Source organism: Streptomyces sp. Ru62 (assembly GCF_002920615.1).
GTDB lineage: Bacteria > Actinomycetota > Actinomycetes > Streptomycetales > Streptomycetaceae > Streptomyces.
In genome coordinates this window covers 66,219-86,290 of the sequence record NZ_PQSU01000007.1, presented here as the reverse complement: position 1 = coordinate 86,290, position 20,072 = coordinate 66,219, and the positions used below count along the sequence as shown (strand labels likewise).

The 20,072-nt window shown below is 73.8% G+C and carries 15 protein-coding genes and 1 pseudogene; 8 read left to right on the top strand and 8 right to left on the bottom strand.

Features of this window, described 5'->3' with window-relative positions; translation table 11 throughout:
- Nucleotide 1 precedes the first annotated feature (1 nt).
- From C3492_RS11500 to C3492_RS11475, 7 genes are all read left to right on the top strand, one after another.
- Complete coding sequence (locus C3492_RS11500) at nt 2-1,252, top strand: hypothetical protein (protein WP_103811644.1); 1,251 nt, start codon at nt 2-4, stop codon at nt 1,250-1,252.
- The gene (locus tag C3492_RS11495) at nt 1,249-3,963 is read left to right on the top strand and encodes a GTPase-associated protein 1-related protein (RefSeq protein WP_103811643.1); all 2,715 of its coding nucleotides are present in this window, start codon (nt 1,249-1,251) and stop codon (nt 3,961-3,963) included. The genes C3492_RS11500 and C3492_RS11495 overlap by 4 nt, the downstream gene beginning before the upstream one ends.
- A complete protein-coding gene (locus tag C3492_RS11490; protein ID WP_258055631.1) occupies nt 3,960-5,657 on the top strand; it encodes a hypothetical protein in 1,698 nt (565 codons plus the stop codon). The genes C3492_RS11495 and C3492_RS11490 overlap by 4 nt, the downstream gene beginning before the upstream one ends.
- Nucleotides 5,654-5,779 carry a hypothetical protein gene (locus C3492_RS45610; RefSeq protein WP_258055630.1) on the top strand — a complete coding sequence of 42 codons (126 nt, stop codon included), beginning with the start codon at nt 5,654-5,656 and terminating at the stop codon, nt 5,777-5,779. Before C3492_RS11490 ends, C3492_RS45610 begins: the two co-directional genes overlap by 4 nt.
- Before the next feature lie 96 nt (nt 5,780-5,875).
- Nucleotides 5,876-6,544, top strand: a complete 669-nt coding sequence (locus C3492_RS11485; RefSeq protein WP_103811642.1) for a tellurium resistance protein — start codon at nt 5,876-5,878, stop codon at nt 6,542-6,544.
- A complete protein-coding gene (locus C3492_RS11480; RefSeq protein WP_103811641.1) occupies nt 6,538-7,518 on the top strand; it encodes a PP2C family serine/threonine-protein phosphatase in 981 nt (326 codons plus the stop codon). Before C3492_RS11485 ends, C3492_RS11480 begins: the two co-directional genes overlap by 7 nt.
- Nucleotides 7,519-8,856, top strand: a complete 1,338-nt coding sequence (locus C3492_RS11475) for a protein kinase (protein ID WP_103811640.1) — start codon at nt 7,519-7,521, stop codon at nt 8,854-8,856.
- 42 nt (nt 8,857-8,898) lie between these two features.
- Here C3492_RS11475 and C3492_RS11470 read toward each other — a convergent pair whose 3' ends face one another.
- From C3492_RS11470 to C3492_RS11455, 4 genes are all read right to left on the bottom strand, one after another.
- The gene (locus C3492_RS11470; protein ID WP_103811639.1) at nt 8,899-9,222 is read right to left on the bottom strand and encodes a hypothetical protein; all 324 of its coding nucleotides are present in this window, start codon (nt 9,220-9,222) and stop codon (nt 8,899-8,901) included.
- Between the two features lie 71 nt (nt 9,223-9,293).
- The gene (locus C3492_RS11465; RefSeq protein ID WP_103811638.1) at nt 9,294-10,790 is read right to left on the bottom strand and encodes a hypothetical protein; all 1,497 of its coding nucleotides are present in this window, start codon (nt 10,788-10,790) and stop codon (nt 9,294-9,296) included.
- A gap of 273 nt (nt 10,791-11,063) precedes the next feature.
- Nucleotides 11,064-11,720 (bottom strand): DsbA family protein, encoded by a 657-nt coding sequence (locus C3492_RS11460; protein WP_103811637.1) that lies wholly within the window; start codon nt 11,718-11,720, stop codon nt 11,064-11,066.
- Between the two features lie 79 nt (nt 11,721-11,799).
- Nucleotides 11,800-12,810 carry a ketopantoate reductase family protein gene (locus C3492_RS11455; protein ID WP_103811636.1) on the bottom strand — a complete coding sequence of 337 codons (1,011 nt, stop codon included), beginning with the start codon at nt 12,808-12,810 and terminating at the stop codon, nt 11,800-11,802.
- Between the two features lie 494 nt (nt 12,811-13,304).
- On the opposite strand from C3492_RS11455, the gene C3492_RS11445 reads away from it, so the two are divergent.
- Nucleotides 13,305-15,458 (top strand): MMPL family transporter, encoded by a 2,154-nt coding sequence (locus C3492_RS11445; RefSeq protein ID WP_258055628.1) that lies wholly within the window; start codon nt 13,305-13,307, stop codon nt 15,456-15,458.
- Between the two features lie 141 nt (nt 15,459-15,599).
- On the opposite strand, the pseudogene mgt reads toward C3492_RS11445, so the two are convergent.
- The 4 genes and pseudogenes from mgt to C3492_RS11425 form a co-directional block, all read right to left on the bottom strand.
- Nucleotides 15,600-16,842: pseudogene (gene mgt, locus C3492_RS11440) on the bottom strand (macrolide-inactivating glycosyltransferase).
- 68 nt (nt 16,843-16,910) lie between these two features.
- Complete coding sequence (locus C3492_RS11435; protein ID WP_103811634.1) at nt 16,911-18,209, bottom strand: ABC transporter substrate-binding protein; 1,299 nt, start codon at nt 18,207-18,209, stop codon at nt 16,911-16,913.
- Nucleotides 18,209-19,042, bottom strand: coding sequence for a carbohydrate ABC transporter permease (locus tag C3492_RS11430; protein ID WP_103811633.1), 834 nt, complete (start codon nt 19,040-19,042; stop codon nt 18,209-18,211). The genes C3492_RS11435 and C3492_RS11430 overlap by 1 nt, the downstream gene beginning before the upstream one ends.
- Nucleotides 19,039-20,010, bottom strand: a complete 972-nt coding sequence (locus tag C3492_RS11425; RefSeq protein WP_374938337.1) for a carbohydrate ABC transporter permease — start codon at nt 20,008-20,010, stop codon at nt 19,039-19,041. The genes C3492_RS11430 and C3492_RS11425 overlap by 4 nt, the downstream gene beginning before the upstream one ends.
- Between the last annotated feature and the right edge of the window lie 62 nt (nt 20,011-20,072).

Below are 20,072 nucleotides of genomic sequence, written 5' to 3'. Positions count from 1 at the left end.
CATGACGACCGTCATCTGCCCCTACTGCTTCACCCGTGCGTCGGCGGCCAGACTGCCGTACCGCTGTCTGATGACGCCGAACGGCGTGCGCGGCGGCACGCCCTGCGGGCCGCGACCGGACGAGACCTGGGCCGCGTTCATGGGGCCGGGCGTGCCCCCGGCGGCCCGGATGCGCGGCCCGGTGTTCGCCCCGGCGCGCAGGCTCGCCGGACTCGCCGGACCCGGCGGCTCCGGCAGCAGCGTGCCCTGCCCCGACTGCGGGGTGCCGACGCCGGTGCGGGTGTGCGGGTCCTGCCACAGCGATCTGCCCAGCGACTACTGCGACCAGGACAGCCGGATCATCGCCCTGGTCGGCGCCAAGGCGTCCGGCAAGAGCACCTATGTCGCCGTCCTGCGCAACGAGTTGGACCACCGGGTGGGCCAGGCCTACCACGCGTCGCTCGCGGCGATGGGGCAGCACACGCAGGCACGGGACAGGGAGATGGCCGAGGACCTGTACGAGCGGCTGCGGCTGCCGGGCGCCACTCGGCCGGCCGCGCTCGGCTTCAACGACCCGCTGCTGTATCGGCTCAGCCTGCCCAGGCGCGGGCTGCTGGGCGGCTCCGGCACCCGGCACACCACGCTGGTCTTCTTCGACGCGGCCGGCGAGGACCTCGCGGACGCCGAGGCGATGGACCGCTACACCCGCTACCTGAGCGCCGCCGACGGCATCATCCTGCTGGTCGACCCGCTGCAACTCGGCTCCGTACGCGACCGGTTGCCGGTGCACGACGGTCCTCCGCTGCCCGTGGTGGAGACCTCGCCCCGGCAGATCGCCGCCGACCTCGCCGCCCAGCTGCGCACCCACGGCAAGGGCAGGGCGGGCGGCCGGGTGACCACCCCGATAGCCGTGGCCGTCACCAAGACGGACATGCTGAGACCCCTGCTCGACCCGCACTCCCCACTGCTCCGCAACGCCCCGCACCCCGGCGGCGCCTACGACGCCGAGGACCGGCTCGCCGTCCACGAGGAACTGCGCGCCCTGCTCACCGACTGGGACTCGGGCGCGCTGCTGCGCCAACTGGAGCACGACTTCGCCCGGTTGTCGCTGTTCGGGCTGTCCGCGCTGGGCGCGCCGCCGCCCGCGAACGCACCGGCGGACGTGCCGAAGTCCGGGCCGCAGCCCGTGCGGGTGGAGGACCCGCTGCTGTGGCTGCTGTCCTTGCGCGGGCTGCTGCCCGTCCGCACGGCCGGGAAGGAGCGCGTGCGGTGAGCCTCGCCCAGCTGCACTACACCTCGGCAGCGCCCGGCCCGGACGGGTCCGGCTTCCGCTTCACCGCCGTCAGTCCCGGTGTACCGGCCACGCTGCTGCGGGAGGCCGAACAGCTCATCGGGTACGAGCCGCCGCGCGACCTGCCGGACCGGCCGGACGGCGAGCAGCTCAAGTCCTTCCCGCGCTCCCTCAGCTGTACCGAACTGTCGGACGGAGGCCGGCTGTTGTGCCGGTCGGTGTACACCGGCGCGGACTACAGCGGGCGCTGGGGCAACTTCCACGCGCACGCCGTGCACCTGCCGCCCGGTACCCGGCTGCCGGACGGCGCGCTGCCGATCACCGCGTGGGAGTCGCGGCGCTGGGCGGACACCACTCCGCCGGGCGGTCGGCCCGAGCCGATCGACCGGTTCGAGCCGTCGGGGCTGCTGCGCCGGGACGGGCTCGTGGCGTTCGCCCGGTCCCGCGCGGACCGGCTCGCCGCGTTCTTCGCCGACCTGCGCACCCTGGCCGACGGCACCGACGCCCGGCAGATCGTGCTGGTGGAGCGGGACAGCGCGGACGTGGCCCAGTGGATCGCGCTGGCCTGTACGGTCCTGCCGCGCGAGCAGGCGCACCGGCTGACCTTCACGACGTACACCCGGCGGCCGCAGCAGGCCCGCCAGCAGATCGTCGGGGCGCTGCCCTCCTCGGAACCCGTCGGGCACGACCACCGGTTCCGGGTGCACGACGGCACCGGCCGGGCCACCGGGGAGCCCGCGGCGGACATCTGGGCCGACGTCTGCGCGCGGATCTGGACGGCCGGACGGCCGGAGCTGTTCCGGGACACCGTCCGCGGCGCCGGGGACACCGCCGGTGAGGTCGGTCCGCTCGCCGTCACCGCGCTCGCCGAGCACATCGCCCTGCCCGCCGCCGCCCGCGCGGCGGCGGCCCGCTGGGCCACGGACCACGCCGCCGGACTGCCCGAGCCGGCGCTGACGGCCCTGATCGGGGAGCTGGCGCGGGAGACCGGGGAGGGATCCGCGGACTCCCGGCACTGCGGAGGCTCCGGGGACTCAGCGGGCTCCGGGGATTCAGCGCGCTCCGGGGACTCCGGCGGCTCCGGGGACGACGAACCGGCCGCCCTGGCCGCGCTGTTGGCCCGGCTGGACGGACAGGTGCCCACGGCCGTCTCGGCGCCGCTCGCCGCCCGGGTGCTGACCCTGGCGGTCCGCGGCCTGGGCCCGGTGCCCCGGCTGGGCGCGGGTTCGCTGACCCCGGAGGTGCGGGCCGCGCTGGCCCGGGACCTCGCACCGGCCCTGCGGCACGGCATCGCCGACGCGACCGGGCCGGTGATCGGCCGGCCCCTGGAGCTGCTGCACCTCGCCGACCTGCTCGACGTCGACTGCACCGACCTGCTCCCGGAGTTCGCGGGCCGGGCCGCCCGGGAGCTGGTGAGCGGAGAACCGGCGGGCGACCGGAGGCGGGCCGGCACAGAACCGGCGGACGACCGGACGCTCGTGCACACAGAGCCGACGGGAGACGAGGCGCGGCTGAGCGCGAGGCCGGCGAGCGACCGGGCGCCGGCGCGGGCGAAACCGGCAAGCGACCCGGCGCCGGTGGGTGGAAACCCGGGTGCCCGCTCCGACGCCGCACTCCTCGATGCCGTACACGCCCACCCCGCCCTGCGCACCGCCCTGTTCGGGGCGCTGAACGCGCTCGCGGCGGCTCATCCGGCCGCGGTCGCCGGGCGGCTCGCGGGGTCCGGGCTGCCGGTCGCCCTGGACCCCGGCTTCCCGCATCTGCGGATGTGCGTCCTCGGTGACACGGCCGGTCCGGCCGGCGGTGACCGGCGCGGCCGGCTGCGCGCGGTGCTGCACACCGCCGGGGTCTCGCCGCACGCCGATCCGGCCGTCCTGCGCACGGCGTTCCGTCTGGTGTGGCGCGAGGAGCTGCCCACCGGTGAGGAGGCGAGCATGCTGCTGAACGAGCTGGGCTCGGACGCGCACCGGCTGGCCGGCACCCGCGATCTGCTGGTCGCCGCCGCGCTGGCCGCCCCGGCCGAGGACGCCGCCGTCCCGCTGCTCGCCGCCGACCTGCTGCGCTGCTTCACCACGGAGCTGGCCCCGGCGGACCGGGCGCCGCTGCTCCTGCTGGAGTTCGCCGCGCTGCTGGGCACCGACGGCGAGGGCGAGAACTGGGTGGAGCGGGTCCGGGCGCTGCGGGACGGCGCGGTCGAGCCCGTACCGGAGCAGGTGACCCGGCGGGTGCACGACGCCCTCGCCCGGCGGCTGCTGACCGTGCCGGTGCCGGAGAGCGAGCTGTACGCGCTGGCCCGCTCGGGCGACCCGGCGCTGCTGGCGGCCTACGAGCGGGCGGCGCGCGGTGCCACGGTGGCCGAGCGACTGCGGACCGTGCCGTCGTACGCCGCCGCCCGCTTCTGCGACTGGACCGCGTACCAGGACACTCATCCCGGCTGGGAGGCGACCCGCACGGCGCTGCTGGCCAAGGTGCTGCGGCCGGTGGTGCGGGCGCTGCCCGCCGAGGACCAGGCGGCGGTCGAGGAGGCGCTGCGGCGCACCGGCCGGGGCCGGCTGGACGCGTACCGCGCGTGGAACCGGCCGGGCGCCCTGGGCCGGCTCGCGGGCCGGCTGACCGGGCGCGGCCGGCGCGAGGACGCCCGCACGGCCTGGCACGGGGACGTCCAACCGCCGGCCGACGGAGGTGCCCGGTGAACACCGCGGGCGGTGACTCGGATCTGCACCTCGCGGTGCAGGTGCTGCTGGCCCTGTTCGGCTGGTCGGGGCTGGTCGCCGTCGCGGTGTGCCTGTTCCGGACGCTGTGGGAGTTCCTCGGGCGGGGTGTGCGCGCGGTGTGGCGGGGGCTCGGGCCGTGGCAGGCGGGCCGCCTGGACCCACGCCTGCCCGGTGTCGGCGCGGCCGAGCCCGCCGAACTCGCCTACTGGTGGCGGCAGTCGTGGGTGGACGCGGCGAGCGCCTCCCGGGACGGCATGCGGATGCTCTGGCGGGCCTTCAGCGATCCCTGGATGGACCGGACCGTGCGGAACCTGTTCCGTGGCCGGCGCCCCCGGGGACGCCGGGTCCGGGTGCCGCTCGGCCGGTTCCTGCTGGTCGTCCTGATCGCCCCCGGTACGGCGGCGGGCGCGCTGATCGGCGCGGTGCTCGCCACCGTGCTGCTCGGCTGGGCGTTGCTGGTGTTCGCGCTGCTGCTCGGCGTGGTCTGGCTCGGCTGGGCGGCGGGCGTACCCCTGCTGCGCGGGCTGGAGCGCGGCCGGGCGCTGCTGCGGGGCCTGCGCATGGCGTGCCCCCACCCGGGCTGTTACGCGCCGGTGCCGCTGGCCGTGCACCGCTGTCCCGGCTGCCCGGCCCGCCACGCCGAGCTGCGGCCGGGCCGGTACGGCGCCCTGTGGCACGTGTGCGGCTGCGGGCGCAGACTGCCGGCCACCCGGCTGGCCGGGCGGGGGAAGCTGTCGGCGCTGTGCCCGCGCTGCGAGCAGGTCCTGCCCGAGGCGCTGGCCACCACCCGGGTGGTGCACACCCCGCTGGTCGGCGGCACCTCCTCCGGCAAGACGATGCTGATGACGGCGATGGTGGAGGGGCTGCACTCCTGGGCCCGGGAGGGCCGGCTGCGTGTCGAGTACGCCACCTCCGCCGACCGCGATGCCCACTCCGGGGTCAGTCGCCGGCTGAGCGAGTCCGGCTGGGCCCATGCCACGACCGGTGGGCCGCCGCGCGCCCTCATGCTCACCGTGGCCCGGGGCCGGCGGCGCCGGCTGCTGTACCTGTACGACCCGATGGGCGAGTCCGTGAGCGACGCGGAACGGGTGCGTGCGCAGGGGTACTTGGCGCATGCGGACGGGGTCGTCCTGGTCGCCGACGTCCTCGCCGATCCGACGGTGCGCGGCCGGCTCGGTCCGGCGGACACCGAGCGGGCCCAGCGGGCGCGGCCGTCGGCGCAGGGGCCGCGGACGACGTACGAGCGGCTGACCGGCGAGCTGGCCGCGCTGACCGGGCGCCGGCGCCGGCTGCCGGTGGCCGCGGTCGTCACGAAGCGGGACGTGCTGGACCGGCTGACCTCGCTGCCGGTGCCCGGCGACGGCCGGATCGACGACTGGCTCGGCGACATCGGCCTGGGCGCGCTGGTGCGGGCCCTCGGCCACGACTTCCGGGCGGCCCGCTACTGGGCGGTCAGCTCCCACGCGGCCACCGGCACCGGCCCGTTGGAGAGCGAGCAGCGACGCGCCGCCGAACCGGTGCTGTGGCTCCTCGCGGCCTCCGGGCTGCGCACCGGCCCGCTGACCGGGCAGACCGGCGGCGGGCCGGGCCGGGTGCCGTGGCCCCGGCGGCGGGACGGCGCCCGCCAGGGCGGCAGGGACGGCGACAGGGAAGGCGGGTACACCCCGGCATGAACCATGTGACTCCACCCGTCGGCCGGGCCCGGCGGGTGATGGCGGGCCTGTTCGCCGCCGCCCTGCTCCTGGCGGCGGCCACGCTCGTCCTCGGGGCCTGGGGGCTGCTGCCCCGGCCCTGACACCTCCCGTGACGAATCCCTCTCACAGGACTCCCCTCACAGGACTGCCCCTCACAGGAAAGGAACTGCGGCGTGAGTGACATTCCCGGCGGGCCGATGGCCAACCGGCCGGTCCACTTCATCTGGCTGCTCGACTGCTCGTACTCGATGCAGGGCGAGAAGATCGCCAAGCTCAACTACGCGATCAGGGAGGCCGTTCCGGAGATGCGGTCGGTGGCCCATGACAACCCCGCGGCCCAACTGCTGCTGCGCACGGTCACGTTCTCCACGACCGCGCAGTGGCACCACCAGACCCCGGTCCCGGTGGACGACTTCACCTGGCAGGACGTACAGGTCGACGGCATGACCAACCTCGGCGAGGCGCTGCACCTGGTGGCGCGCGAGCTGCAGACCCCGCCGATGCCGCAGCGGGCGCTGAAGCCGGTGCTGGCGCTGGTGTCGGACGGTGTGCCCACCGACGACTGGAAGGCGGGCCTGAAGGCCGTGGACGCCACCCCGTGGGGGCGCAAGGCGGTCCGGGTGGCCATCGCGATCGGCGCGGACGCGGACCGCGGGGTGCTCCAGGAGTTCCTCGGCAACCCGGAGCTGCAACCGCTGGACGCCAACAGTCCCAAGCAGTTGGCGGCGGCGATCCGCTGGGCGTCCACGGCGGCCGTGAAGGCGGCCTCCCAGCCGGTCGCCGGTGACGGGTCGGGGGTGAGCACGGCGAAGCAGCCGTACGCGCCGCCGGTGCTGGACGACGACGATGACGACGACGTGTGGTGACGCTCGGGGTGCGACGGTGGGAGACGCTGGAGGGCAGCGTCCAGGGCGTCGGCAAGCAGCGCAACCAGGACTGGTACGCCTGCCAGGGCACCGGCGCCGGTACGGATCCGCTGGTCCTGGCGGTGGCGGACGGGCACGGCTCGGCGGTGCACGCGCGCAGCGCGCTGGGCGCGCGGTTCGCCGTGGACCGGTTCCTGGTGCTGGCCGACGCCTTCGGGCGGGCGGCGCACGACTGCCATGAGCCGGGGCGGCTGGCCCGGCTGATGACCTACGCCCGGGACGACTTCCCGCGGGCCCTGGTGCACGAGTGGCGGCAGGAGGCCCTCGGCCACTGGGACCGGAACCGCCCGGTGGTGGAGGAGGCCTCCCGGGAGCCGGGGACCGAGGAGAAGCTGGTGCTGTACGGCACCACGCTGATCGGTGCGGTGTTCACGCCCTGGCTGTTCGTGGCCTGGCAGATCGGCGACGGGGACCTCGCCGTGGTGGAGCACGACGGCGCGCTGGTCCGTCCGCTCGCACCGGCCGAGGAGGACCTGGGCGACGAGACCGAGTCGTTGTGCGGGCGGGAGGCGTGGCGGGCGATGCGGATGCACTGGGCGCCGGTGTTCGAGGAGGCGCGGGCGCCACGGCTGGTCGTGCTCTCCACGGACGGCCTGTCGAAGAGCTTCGCGTCGGCCGACGGGTACCGCGAGTTCGTCAGCGGGCTGGCCGGGCGGCTCGCCGAGGAGGGCAGCGCGGGCGTCCGGGAGGCCCTGCCGGACTGGCTCGCCCAGGCGTCCCGCTACTCCGGGGACGACACGACCCTGGCGGCGGCGGTACGCCCGGCACCGGCACCGGCACCGGCGGAGACCCCGACGACGCCCGGTACTCCCGGCGCCCCCGAGGAGCCCGTGGAGCCCGGTACGACGCAAGCGCGGACACCGCCCGGCCCGGCCGGTGGCGAGGTGGACATGGAACGGACAACGGAGACGTAGATGAGCGGCATGCTCGATGGCGGGGCGCACCTCGCGGCGGAGAACGGTGACGACGTCGAGATCCTCGACTTCCTCGGCGCGGGCGGCCAGGGCGAGGTGTACCGGGTCCGGACGCCGGACGGGGAACGGGCCCTTAAGTGGTACTACCCGACCTGCGCGACCGCCGACCAGGAGGCGATCGTACGGGAGCTGGTGACCCGGGACTTCGCCGACGACCGCTTCCTGTGGCCGGAGGCCTTCGTGCCGGAGCACCGCGGCTCGTTCGGCTATCTGATGGGCCTGCGCCCGGACCGCTACAAGGGTCTTCCGGCGCTGTTCCGGCGGCAGTTGCGCACCAGTCCGCGCGCGCTGCTGACGGCCTGCCTGTACACGGTGGAGGCCTATCAGGCGCTGCACTCGCGGGGCATCGCCTACCGGGACATCTCCTGGGGGAACATCTTCTTCGACCCGGACACCGGTGACGTCCTGGTCTGCGACAACGACAACGCGGTGGTGGAGGGCGACGCCAGCGGCATCTCGGGGACCATGGAGTTCATGGCCCCGGAGCTGGTGCGCGGTGACCCGGGCGCACGTCCGGGCACCCAGTCCGACCTGCACTCGCTCGCCGTACTGCTGTTCATGCTGCTGATGAACCACCATCCGCTCAAGGGCAGGCGCGAGCTGGGCATCCACTGTCTGGACGAGGCGGCGGAGCGCAAGCTGTACGGCAGGAGCCCGCTGTTCGTGTTCGACCCGGCGGACGACGCCAACGCGCCGGACCCGCTGGAGCACGCGACCGTGCTGGCCACCTGGGACGCGGCGGCGGAGCGGCTGCGGGAGCTGTTCCGGCGGTCGTTCACGACGGGCCTGCGCGATCCCGCGGCCCGGGTGCGGGAGTCGGAGTGGCGTGACGCCCTGCGGGCGGTGCTGGACGCGGTGGTCGAGTGCGCCTCGTGCGGGCGGCAGAACATGACGGAGCCGGGCGAGAACCCGCCGCCGCGGGACTGCTGGGGGTGCGGGGCCCGGCTGGTGCTGCCGCCGCGGCTGACGGTGACCACTCCTCCGCCCCGCACCGAGCACCACATCCGGCTGCGCCGCGCCGCCCGGGTCCAGGCCCACCATCTGCTGCCGGAGCCGGCGCGGCACGACTGTTCGGACGCGGCACTCGTCGCGGAACTGGTCGAACACCCCAAGAAGCCGGGGCGGTTCGGGCTCGCCAACCGCTCGCGGGAGACCTGGACGGGCACCCGCTCGGACGGCACCGTGCAGAAGATCGAGCCCGGTCAGACGGTGCCGCTGCGGTCGGGGCTCGACCTCGACCTGGGCGGCGGGGTCCGGGCGGTGGTGCGGGCCCGGTGACGTGGCAGGGCCGAAGCCCCGTGGCGGCGGGGCTCCGGCCGGTCAGAGCCCGAGGGCGTTGATGAGCTGCTGGGTGAAGGCGAGGCTGCCGGTGCCGGCCGAGGCCGCGATGGCGATCGTCTCCAGCGCGGAGCGGATCCGGCCGCGGTTCGGCGGCAGGCCGTCCTCGGCGGACTCCTGGAACTGGGCCTGGATGATCTCGCCCTGGGGCACCAGCTCCGGGTACTCGGCGCGCAGCGTGTCGGTGAGCCTCTGGGCGAGGTCCATCATGGTGGGCAGGTCGGGGTGGGCGTGGTTGATCTGGATCTGGCCGTGGTCGCCGAAGTTGGCGGGGCCGTTGACGTTGCCGAAGTTGTAGGTGCTCATGTCCTGTCCTCGCTCGCGGTCCGGCGGCTCGCCCCGGAACCGGAGGAGCCGTCGGACGGTTGGGGTTGCGGTTACGGCTTCGGCGCGGACGGTCCTGATCCCGCGGGACCGGGGCCGCCCTGGGCTCCCGGGCCGCCCTGGGGTCCGGGCCCTTGCTGCCCGCCTAGGAGGATCGTGCCGTGGGCGCCGAAGTTGCTGGGACCGCTGACGTTACCGATGTTGTAGGTCTGCGTGTTGATGACCTGTACGGCCTTGTCGAAGGAACCGGTGTCGATGTTGTGGTCCCGCAGGAACCGTTCCGTGGCGGTCAACACGCCCTGCTGGAGCCGGAACAGGAAGTCCTGCGCGTCGGTGCGTTCGGCGTAGCCGGCCTCGTCCCAGGCGCCGAGGTCCTCGCGCAGGCTGCCCGTGGCGCCGTAGTCGTGGCGGACGTGCTGTCTGGTGATGGCGCGGCGGGTCCGGGCCAGCGCCCGGTCGTGGTCGCCCTGCCAGCGGTGGCGCCGCAGGATGCGGCCGAGGGCACCGCGCAGTTCCGGGCCGGTGCGGCGGGTGGCGTACCGGAAGAGGTCCCACCAGCTCTCCCAGGGGGCGACCGGGAGCCGGTCCACGCGGTAGAAGCGGCCGTCCAGCGGCGGTATCGCGTAGGCGGCCACCTCCCAGGTCAGGCTGGGGTGCTGGAGGATCGCCCGCAGGTACATGGAGACGATGAGCCGGCCGCCCTCGCCGACGCGTTCCAGGCACAGGTGGGTGCGCATGCCCGCCCCCGGTGTCTGGAGGCCGGCCTGTACGAGTTGCTTGGGGATCTGGGCGCGAGGCCGCCGGGTGGGGTCGGGCACCAGCTCGGGTATGAGGTGGGCGTTGCTGCCGAGGACGTAGAGCCGGTTCCTGGCCCGCAGCCCCTGGAGCCCGGAGATGTTCTCCATGTGCCGTGCCACGTAGGTGTGCAGGTCGATGACGTCGAACGGGCGCATCGGCAGCTTGCCGCCGCCCGGGGCGTCGGCGGGTCTGCTGATGTCGATGGGCTGCCAGACGACTTCCTTGATCTTGTCACCGCTGCCGACGAACGGCTTGGTGTAGGCGGCCTCGTCGGCGTAGGGCAGGACGTTGGCGCGTTTCAGGTCGTGCAGCGCGGCCTCGGCCTCGGTCTCCACCGGGGGTGCGGTCTGCTCGGGTCTGTCGGTGGAGAGGAACACCTCCCGTGCCATGACGCGGCCGCGCGCCTGGGTGTGGCGGACCAGTGTCCAGGCGATCGCGTAGGCGCCGAGAGGGCCGAAAATCGCCACCCATCCGAGTGACCGGTGTCCGTTGACCAGTCCCCAGACCCCGATGAGGAGCGCGAGGAGTACGGCCGTCTGGAGGCAGGCGAGCCTGCGGTCGAGGGCGGCGCGGCGGCGGGTGGCCACGCGCGCGTGCCGGGCGAGGGCGACGAAGTTGATGTTGAGGCTGAGCCCGATCGCGTTGAGCCGGTCTCCGGTGAGCATCCGGTCGACGTACAGGGCGAAGTCGTCGTCGAGGTGCACCGAGGCGCTCAGGCGCCGGGTCACCCCGTCCTTGCGGTACTGCGGCAATGACGGCAATGGTCTGCCCGTCACACTCATCCGTCCGTCCCCCTCAGGCCTTCCGCGCCGTTCACCCTAGGGACAACCCCGCGGGTTTGTCGCCTGGTTCGGTGAGGGGCGGTGCCGGGGGACGTTCGTGTGGTATCGGCCGCCGCGGTCCGGCGCTCCCCTGTGACGTCGGACCGCGGTGGCTCTTGGTTCTGCGCCGAACGGCGCCGCCGTGTCACACGTCCGGTGCGGCCGGCCCGCCGGAGGGGCGTTTATCGGCCAACCCGCTCCGGGTCAGTCGAACCGGAGCGCACCGGTGCGGGTGCGCTTCAGTTCGAAGAGGTCGGGGTGCCGGGCCAGCACCCGGAAGCTGTCGAAGAGTTCGGCCGCCTCCGCGCCGCGCGGGACGGCGCGCAGCACGGGTCCGAACCAGACGGTGCCGTCGATGTGGAGGGTGGGTGTGCCGACGTAGCCACCGGTCTCCGGCTCGGCGCCGGCCGCGTGGCTGCGGCGGACCGCCTCGTCGTACGACGGGTCGTGAGCGGCGGCGGACAGGTCGGCGGGGAACCCGAGCCCGGCCAGCGACTCGGTGATCACCGTGTCGAAGTCCTCGACGCCCTGTTCGTGGATGCGGGTGCCGAACGCGGTGTACAGCTCGCGCAGCACCTTCTCGCCGTACCGCTCGGCGGCGGCCACGGCGACCCGCACGGGTCCGATCGAGCGGTCCACCAGGTCGCGGTACCAGTCGGGCAGTTCGTTGCCGGTGTTGTGCAGGTACAGGCTCATCACCCGGAACCGGAGGTCGAGCGGGCGCAGCCGCTCCACCTCCAGCAGCCAGCGGGAGGTGATCCAGGCGAAGGGACAGGCGGGGTCGAAGAAGAAGTCGACCCGGGTCGGGGCGGTGGTGGCGGTGTCCGTGTCCGTGTCCGTGACGGTGCTGCTGTGCGTCATGGCGCCGACGCTAGTGCCCCGGTGGTCCGGAATCCCGGCCCAATCCACCACCGTTCTCTTGACCCATTTCAGCTGGCGGTCACGCGCGCACCGCCTCGTCGGCCAGTCGGACCAGGTCGGCGACGGGCAGCGAGCCCGCCGCCCGGTGCTCCCTGGCGAACCGGTTGGCGAGACCTTGCAGCAGTTCGTTCAGCGGGGTGGGGACGCCGTGCAGCCGGCCGAGCAGGGCGATCTCGCCGTTGAGGTAGTCCGCCTCGATGGTGCCGGTGCCCCGGACCAGGGACTGCCAGGAGGAGCCGCCGCCGCGGGGAGCGCCGTCCAGCGGGACCAGGGTGACCTTGTCGCCGCGGGCCGCGCGCTGCTCCTCCGAGCCGGTGTGCGGGATGCCGGCGGCGTCCAGCACGGCCTCCCCCTCGGCCCGCACGCGCGCGAACAGGGCCCGTGCCTCCTCGCTCGCCACCGGCCCGCTGACCGCTTCCAGCGCGTTGCCGAGGTTTCCGAGGAGCTTGGCGTACTGCCAGCGGGCCACGTCGGGCACCACCGGTGCCTCGAAGTGGGAGTCCGCGAGGTCGGCGGCGATCCGGCGGGCGGTGTCGTCGGTGCCGTGCGGGAGGCGGCCGAGGTGCAGGACGCCGGTGAGCGGGGCGCCGGCGGCGGAGACGACGCCGGGTTCCACGAAGGTCGACGGCAGCCAGACGCAGACGCCGTACACGTGCCGGAAGCGGCGCAGCGCCAGCCGGCCGCTCTCGACGCCGTTCTGCAGGCAGACCAGCGGCAGCAGTTCGGCCGCCGTTCCGCCGCCGGCGACGGGCAGGTCGGCCCAGGTCTCCAGGGCGGCCACGGTGTCCTGGGTCTTCACCGCGAGGACGAGGACGTCGTCGGCGCGCAGTTCCCCGAGCGGTCCCGGTCCGTCGACGGCGGGCAGCCGGTGCGTCGACTCGCCCTGGGGAACCCGCAGTCGCAGTCCGTGCTCGCGGAGGGCGGCCAGGTGCGGGCCCCGGGCGACGAGGACGACCTCCCGCCCGGCCTGGGCCAACCGCCCGCCGACGGTACCGCCGACCGCGCCGGCCCCGATGATGATGTAGCGCATGGGCAGAGCCTCGCACACACGTCCGCCTGGCGGCGCCGGTGCGGTGCGGCCGTCGTGCCCCGTGGGGGCGGGCGCGACGGCCGCGCTCGGCGCATGCCGGACGGGGCGCCGGCCGGCTTGGGCGAAACTCTGGCCGATCGGCGGGGCCGGGTTCAACTCCTCCACGCAGCTGTGACTTGTTCAACAAGCTTTCGTAATGACAAAGGGGGCCTGGGCGGCGGATCGGACACCGCGTCCCTGAGAGCCGCCCCCGAGAACCGGCGATAGATGTAAGGGCCCACTGTCCTCCCCAGCGGTGATCCGTGCCCGGCGCGGTTCACCGGGCAGTACGACGAGACGGCTTTGTCCGGCCCCTACCGTCGAACAGGAGCAAGCAGACGTGGCGGCAGGGGGCCGTCACCGCACACGAGGGGGCAGACCCGTCATGGGGAACACAGAGGTGCGGGTGCGGGGGCTGGAGCGCCCGGCACCGCTGGGCGGCCGTCGGCATATGGGTGTTGTTCGTCGTCCTGGCGATGGGCCTCGGCTCGGCGGCGGGCCGGGTCGACGTGAGCGAGAGCGATCAGCTCAAGGGCGAGACGCACACCGCCGCGAAGATCATCGATGACGCCGGGATCAAGGAGCCGGCTTCGGAGACGGTCCTGATCCAGTCGAAGGACGACGCCGTCAAGGCCACCAGCCCGCAGTTCCGCGCGGCCGTCGCCGATGTGGTCGAGGCCGTCGGGGGCACCGGCAAGGTGACGGGTGTGACCTCGCCGTACGACACGCACACCGTCTCCCGGGACGGCCGCAGCGCGCTGGTCCAGTTCGACCTGCGCGGTGACGCGGAGACGGCCGCCGACCGGATCGAGCCGGTGCTCAAGGCCGTCGCCGGGGTGCAGAAGGACCACGGCACGCTGCGGATCGAGGAGATCGGCGGCGCCAGCATGCAGAAGCAGTACAAGGACGCCTTCGGGGACGACTTCCAGCAGGCCGAGTACTCGGCGGTGCCGGTGGCGCTCGGCATCCTGCTGATCGCGTTCGGCGCGCTGGTGGCCGCGCTGCTGCCGGTGGCCCTCGCGATCACCGCGATCATGGCGACGATGGGTCTGATGGGCCTGGTCAGCCACCTCCAGCCGATGAGCGACACGGCCAACTCGGTGATGCTGCTGGTCGGTATGGCCGTCGGTGTCGACTACTGCCTGTTCTATCTGCGCCGGGAGCGCGAGGAGCGGATGGCCGGCCGGGACGCGGGCACCGCCCTCCGGATCGCCGCCGCGACCAGCGGCCGGGCGATCATCGTCTCCGGTGTCACGGTGTGCGTGGCGATGGCGGGCATGCTGTTCACCGGGCTCGCCGAGTTCGAGGCGATGGGCCTGGCCTCGCTGATGGTGGTGGCGGTCGCCATGGTCGGTTCGGTGACCGTGCTGCCCGCGCTGCTGTCGCTGCTCGGCGAGCGGGTCGAGAAGGGGCGGCTTCCGTTCCTGGGCCGCCCCAGGCGCAGGGGGAACGGGGACAGCCGGTTCTGGACGGCCGTGCTGCGGGGTGTGCTGGCCAAGCCGCTGGTCTCGGTCGTCGTCGCGGCCGGCGCGCTGCTGGCGGTCGCCGCGCCCGCGCTCGGCATGAAGACCCAGCAGCTCACCCTGGACCAGGAGTTCGGCGACTCGCTGCCGATCGTGCAGACGTACAACCGCATCAACGACGCCTTCCCGGGCGGCAGCGAACCGGCCGAGGTCGTCGTCAAGGCAAAGGACATCGACGCCCCCGAAGTCCGGCGGGGGCTGGCCGACTTCAAGGAGCAGGCGGTCACCTCGGGCGCATCGCGCGGACCGGTCGACGTCAAGGTGTACGACGCCCAGGACGTGGCCCTGGTGTCCGTGCCGCTGGTCGGCGGCTCCGACATGGACCGGGCGACCCAGAGCCTGGAGAAGCTGCGCGACGAGGTGCGGCCCGCCACGCTCGGCAAGGTCGACGGCGTGCAGGCGCCGGTGACCGGGCAGGTCGCGGGCAACAACGACTTCAACGACCAGCTGATGGGCTCCGTCGTCCCGGTCTTCGTGTTCGTGGTCGTCTTCGCCTTCCTGCTGATGCTGCTGTCGTTCCGCTCGCTGACCGTCGCGGTCACGTCGATCGTGCTCAACCTGCTGTCGGTGGCCGCCGCCTACGGCATCCTCGTCGCCGTCTTCCAGCACGGCTGGGGCGCCTCGCTGGTGGGCGCCGAGGGCGTCGGCGCGATCGTCACCTGGCTGCCGCTGTTCCTCTTCGTGATCCTGTTCGGGCTGTCGATGGACTACCACGTGTTCGTGGTCTCCCGGATCCGCGAGGCCCGGATGCGCGGCCGTACGACGAAGGACGCGATCCGGCACGGCGTGGTCACCACGGCCGGGGTCGTCACCAGCGCCGCGGTCATCATGGTCGCCGTGTTCGCGATCTTCGGCACGCTCTCCATGCAGTCCATGAAGCAGATGGGCGTGGGCCTGGCCGCGGCGGTCCTGATCGACGCCACGGTCATCCGCGGGGTGTTGCTGCCGGCGGTGATGGCCCTGCTCGGCGAGCGCAACTGGTACCTGCCGAAGTGGCTGCACCGCCTGCCGGACCTCACCCACGACGAGACCCCGGAGCCGGTGGCGTCGCCGGTGCCCGACCGGGGCGAGCGGCTGACTGTCTGATTCCGCCCGTTGCCGCAGGGCCCGTCGGCTCCCCCGGGAACCGACGGGTCCTGTCCGTGCTCTCGTTGGTCGACCGGGCCCGGCCGGGAGCGATCGTCTACAAGGCCCGGCTCGACGCCACGGCGTACCTGTGACGGCTCCCTACCTCGGGCGGCGGCCCGGCAGTTCGGCCTCGATGAGGTCCGCGGCCCGCCGGGTGCCGCCCTCCTGGGCCATCTCCGCCTGCACCTCTTTGAGCCGGCGCGCGACCTGCGGGTCGTCCACCAGGGCGAGCGCGGCCTCGCGGAGGCGGTCGGCGGTGGCCTCCTCGGCCGGCAGGTGCCGGGCGACCCCGAGCGCCTGGAGCATGTCGGCGTTGCCGAACTGGTCGACGGCCTGCGGCACGGCGATCATCGGCGTCCCGGTCGCCAGCCCCTCCTGGCTGCCGCCGGCGCCCGCGTGCGTGACGAACAGGTCGGCCTGCCGCAGGATCGCCAGCTGCGGCATCCAGTCGCGCACGTCGACCCGGGCCGGTACGTCGCCCAGCTCGGCGCGGCTCACATGCCGGCCGACCTGGAGGACGACATGCCAGCCGGGCAGGTCACCGAAGGCACGCACGCACTCCCGGTAGAAGGCGGGCTGCTTGGTGAAGGCCGAGCCGAGCGACACCAGGACGACCTTCTCCGCACCGGCGGGCCGCTGCCAGTCGCCCTGGTCGGCGCGGTCGCCCTGACAGGCGCCGACGAAGGTGTGGACGCGCTCGTCCACCCGGTCGGCGTGCGGCTGGAGCGCCTTCGGGATGAGCACGAGGGAGCGCGCGGGGCGGCCGGCGAAGGAGTCCGGGTCCTGGCTGATCCCGTTCTCGGCCAGCCACGCCGCGAACCGGGCGTAGTACGCCCGTCCGCGCTCGGTCTTCCTCGGCTCGGCCCACATCGGCTCGGCGACCTCCTCCTCGTAACCCTCCCAGGCGACGAGGTTCGGTGAGAGCGAGATCGCCGGGACGCCCCAGCGGTGGGCCAGGACACGGGCCGCGTAGGAGGTGATGTCGTACAGGACGAGGTCGGGGGTGTCGTCGGCGTAGGCCTCGACGAGCTGGGGGAGCGCCTGGACGGCGTTGTCCAGGAACGGTTCCACGTTGTCCAGCAGGGTGGTCCCCCATGCCTCGGGGTCGGCGTCCGGGCCCGGCAGGGTGGAGGTGTAGAGCACGGGCCGGGCCCCGGTGGCGGCCACCTTCTCGGCGAGGACGGGCGGGATGGCGTAGGTGACGCGGTGCCCCCGGGCGACGAGTTCACGGATCACCTCCAGGCTGGGGTTCACATGGCCGTGGGCGGCGACGGAGAACATGGCGATGTGGGCGGGTGCGGTCATGTCCGGCAGGCTAGGCGAGACGAGACGTCTCGTTCAATCGATTTGCCGCCCGGTACTACGCCGTGTGCGAGGCCGGACCGGCCCCTTCCGGGCCGGCGGCCGCGCTCAGCGCTGGTAGCGGGCCAGCACCAGATTGCCGTCCTTCTCCAGGCGGCGGCGCAGTTCGGCGAGGCCGATGGCGCCGCTGTAGTACTCCTGGTAGGCCGGGGTGGCCACCTTGTCCTTCCACTCGGGGTAGCCGCGCACGGACTGGGCGGGCGCCGGGCGCAGCCGGGCCGCGAGGGCGGTGCCGGTGGCCCAGCCGTTCTCCGTGGTGTGCAGGGCCGGGTCCTTCAGAGCCTCGGTGCCGGTCGGCAGCATCCAGTCGCCGAGAGCGAGGCGGACCATGTTCTTGGGCCGCAGCAGGAAGTCGATGAACGCGACCGCCTCCTTCTTGTGCGGGCAGTCGGCGGAGACGGACAGCGTCTGCGGGCTGACGCCCTGCGTGAGCCCGTCGGCACCCGCCGGCGCGGGCAGCACCTCCCAGCGGAAGCCCTCGGGCGCCTGCTGCGCGATCTGCTGGCGGTAGGAGAACCCCAGCGGGACCATCGCGTACCGGCCGCCGAAGAAGCCCGGCAGGGTGTCCGAGCCGCCGCTGCCGAGCGTGGAGGCGGGCGCGCTGCGGTCGACGGCGACCTGGTCGTGCACGGTGCGCGGTACGACCGCGTCCCCGGCCGTGAACCGTACGGTGACCTTCCCGTCCGCGCCCCGGTGGAACAGCCGCCCGCCCGCCGACAGGGACAGGTTGAGCGTGGCGGAGACGGGCTCCTTCAGCGGCCAGGCCACGCCGTACCGCCCGGGCCCGCTGAGCCGCTTGGCCACCTGCCGGAACTCCGTCCAGCTCCACGGGTGTTCCGGTGTCGGTATGCGCACCCCGGCCTCGCGCAGCCGGTCCGCGTTCGCGATCAGGACACGGGGCTCCTGGAGGAACGGCACGCCGTAGAGGCCGGTCCCGAACGCGGCCGTCTCCCAGCTGCTCCGCGGGATGTCGGACCTGAGCCGGGCGGGCAGCAGGCCGGTCAGGTCGGCGAGGTAGCCGCCGTGGGCGAAGTCGGCGAGGTCGTCGGAGGCGTCGTGGATGACGTCGGGGGCCTCACCGCCCTCGAAGGAGGTGAGCAGCTGGTCGTGCACACCGTCCCAACTGCCCTGGACGTACTCGACCTTGATGTCCGGGTGGGACGCGTTCCACTCCTTCACCAGCTCCTTGTTGGCGGTGACGGACTCCTGCTGCCAGGCCAGGGACTGGAAGCGCAGGGTGATCGGGCCACCGTCCGTGCGATCGCCCGAGGAGCAGCCCGCGAGGAGCAGCAGGAGCACGACGAGCGCCGCGGCGCTTCTGGTCCGCGTCGGCGCTTCACCGCCCATCAGCTCTTCACCGCCCCGGCGAGCAGGCCGCCCGTGATCCGCCGCTGGACGAGCGCGAAGACGGCCACGGAGGGAAGGGTGGCGAGGAACGCGGCGGCGGCCAGCGGGCCGAGGTCGGCCACGCCCTCCGCGCCGATGAAGTGGGTGAGGATCACCGGCAGGGTCTGCCTCTGCGGGCTCTTGAGCAGCACCAGCGCGAAGAAGAACTCGTTCCACGCGGTGACGAACGCGAACAGCGCCGTCGCCGCGATGCCTGGTGCGAGCAGCGGCGCCGTCACCGACACGAGGGTTCTCAGCCGCCCGGCGCCGTCCACGGCCGCCGCCTCCTCCAGTTCGGCGGGCACCGCCCGGACGTGCCCGGTGAGCATCCACAGCGCGAACGGCAGCGCCCACACCACGTACACCAGCACCAGCCCGGTCAGGGAGTCGATCAGCCGCAGGTTCTTCAGCACCAGGAACAGCGGAATGATCACCAGCACGAAGGGGAACGCCTGGCTGACCACCACCCACCCCGTCGCGGCCCGGGTCAGCGGGGAGCGGTGCCGGGCCATGACGTAGGCCATCGGGGTCGCGACCAGGACCGCGACGACCGCCGTGCAGAGCGCCACCAGCAGGGAGTTCAGCGCGGCGTGCGCCAGCGGCTGCTCCGCGAACGCCTGCCGGACGTTGGCCGGCGTCGGGTGGCGCGGGATCCAGGTGGGGTGCGGGCTGCCCAGCTCGCGGGGGGACTTGAGCGCGGTGGACAGCAGCCACAGCAAGGGGAAGGCCAGGAAGAGCAGGTAGCCGAGGAGGGCGGCGTACTGTCCGGCGCGGGCCGCGCGACGGGTCCTCATGCCTCCTCACCGCCCCGCAGCCGGCCGGCCAGGAACACCGCGAGCAGGACCGCGACCACCGCGACGAGCACGCAGCCCATCGCCGCCGCGTAGCCGAACTGACCGTAGCGGAAGGCCTCCTCGTAGGCGAAGAGCATCGGCAGCCGGGTCCTCCCGCCGGGTCCGCCGCTCGTGAGCACGTAGACCAGCGCGAAGGAGTTGAGGTTCCAGATGAGGTTGAGCGCGGTGATGGCGAGGGCCACCGGTCTGAGCGCCGGCCAGGTGACGGTGCGGAAGCGGCGCCAGGCGCCCGCGCCGTCGACCGCCGCGGCCTCGTGGAGTTCGCGCGGGACGTTCTGCAGTCCGGCGAGCAGGGCGACCGTGGTCTGCGGCAGGCCCGCCCAGACGCCGACGACGATCACCGCGGGCAGCGCGGTGGCCAGGCCGCTCAGCCAGTCCCGGCCGGTGCCGAGGCCGAGGTCGCGCAGGGTTTCGTTGAGCACGCCGGCGTCCGGGTTGTAGATGAGGCGCCACATGATGCCGACGACGACCTCGGGCATCGCCCAGGGCACGATCGCGAGGGCGCGGGCCAGGCCGCGCAGGCGCAGGTCCTGGTTCAGCAGCAGGGCCAGGCCGAGCGCGAGCAGGAACTGCGGCACGGTCACGCCGGCCGCCCAGACCAGCCCGATCCGGAACGACTCCCAGAACAGGGTGTCGTGCAGCAGGTCGCGGAAGTTGAGGGCGCCGATCCACCGGGTGGCGGCCGTCCGGCCGGACTGGGCGTCGGTGAAGGCCAGCAGGATGCCGTAGAGCAGCGGGCCGACGCTGAGCAGCAGGATCGGGATGAGGGCGGGCAGGACCAGGAACCAGGCGCCGTGATCGGCGACGCGGCGACCGGCCGGCCGCCGTGCTTCGGCCGGTGCTGTCCGCGCTTCGGCCACTGATGTCACGGAACCAGCCCCTTTGCCTGCTCCGATTGGCGTGTTCATGTTCGTAAAGGCCCGGTACCCCGTCAAGGGACCGCGCACCAGGGCCGGGCCCGCGCCCGGTG

Coding starts and splice junctions, on each gene's coding strand:
- C3492_RS11500 (WP_103811644.1), top strand. CDS start 2: ATGACGACCGTCATCTGCCCCTACTGCTTCACCCGTGCGTCGGCGGCC.
- C3492_RS45610 (WP_258055630.1), top strand. CDS start 5,654: ATGAACCATGTGACTCCACCCGTCGGCCGGGCCCGGCGGGTGATGGCG.
- C3492_RS11485 (WP_103811642.1), top strand. CDS start 5,876: ATGGCCAACCGGCCGGTCCACTTCATCTGGCTGCTCGACTGCTCGTAC.
- C3492_RS11475 (WP_103811640.1), top strand. CDS start 7,519: ATGAGCGGCATGCTCGATGGCGGGGCGCACCTCGCGGCGGAGAACGGT.
- C3492_RS11470 (WP_103811639.1), bottom strand. CDS start 9,222: ATGAGCACCTACAACTTCGGCAACGTCAACGGCCCCGCCAACTTCGGC.
- C3492_RS11460 (WP_103811637.1), bottom strand. CDS start 11,720: ATGACGCACAGCAGCACCGTCACGGACACGGACACGGACACCGCCACC.
- C3492_RS11455 (WP_103811636.1), bottom strand. CDS start 12,810: ATGCGCTACATCATCATCGGGGCCGGCGCGGTCGGCGGTACCGTCGGC.
- C3492_RS11435 (WP_103811634.1), bottom strand. CDS start 18,209: ATGGGCGGTGAAGCGCCGACGCGGACCAGAAGCGCCGCGGCGCTCGTC.
- C3492_RS11430 (WP_103811633.1), bottom strand. CDS start 19,042: ATGAGGACCCGTCGCGCGGCCCGCGCCGGACAGTACGCCGCCCTCCTC.
- C3492_RS11425 (WP_374938337.1), bottom strand. CDS start 20,010: ATGAACACGCCAATCGGAGCAGGCAAAGGGGCTGGTTCCGTGACATCA.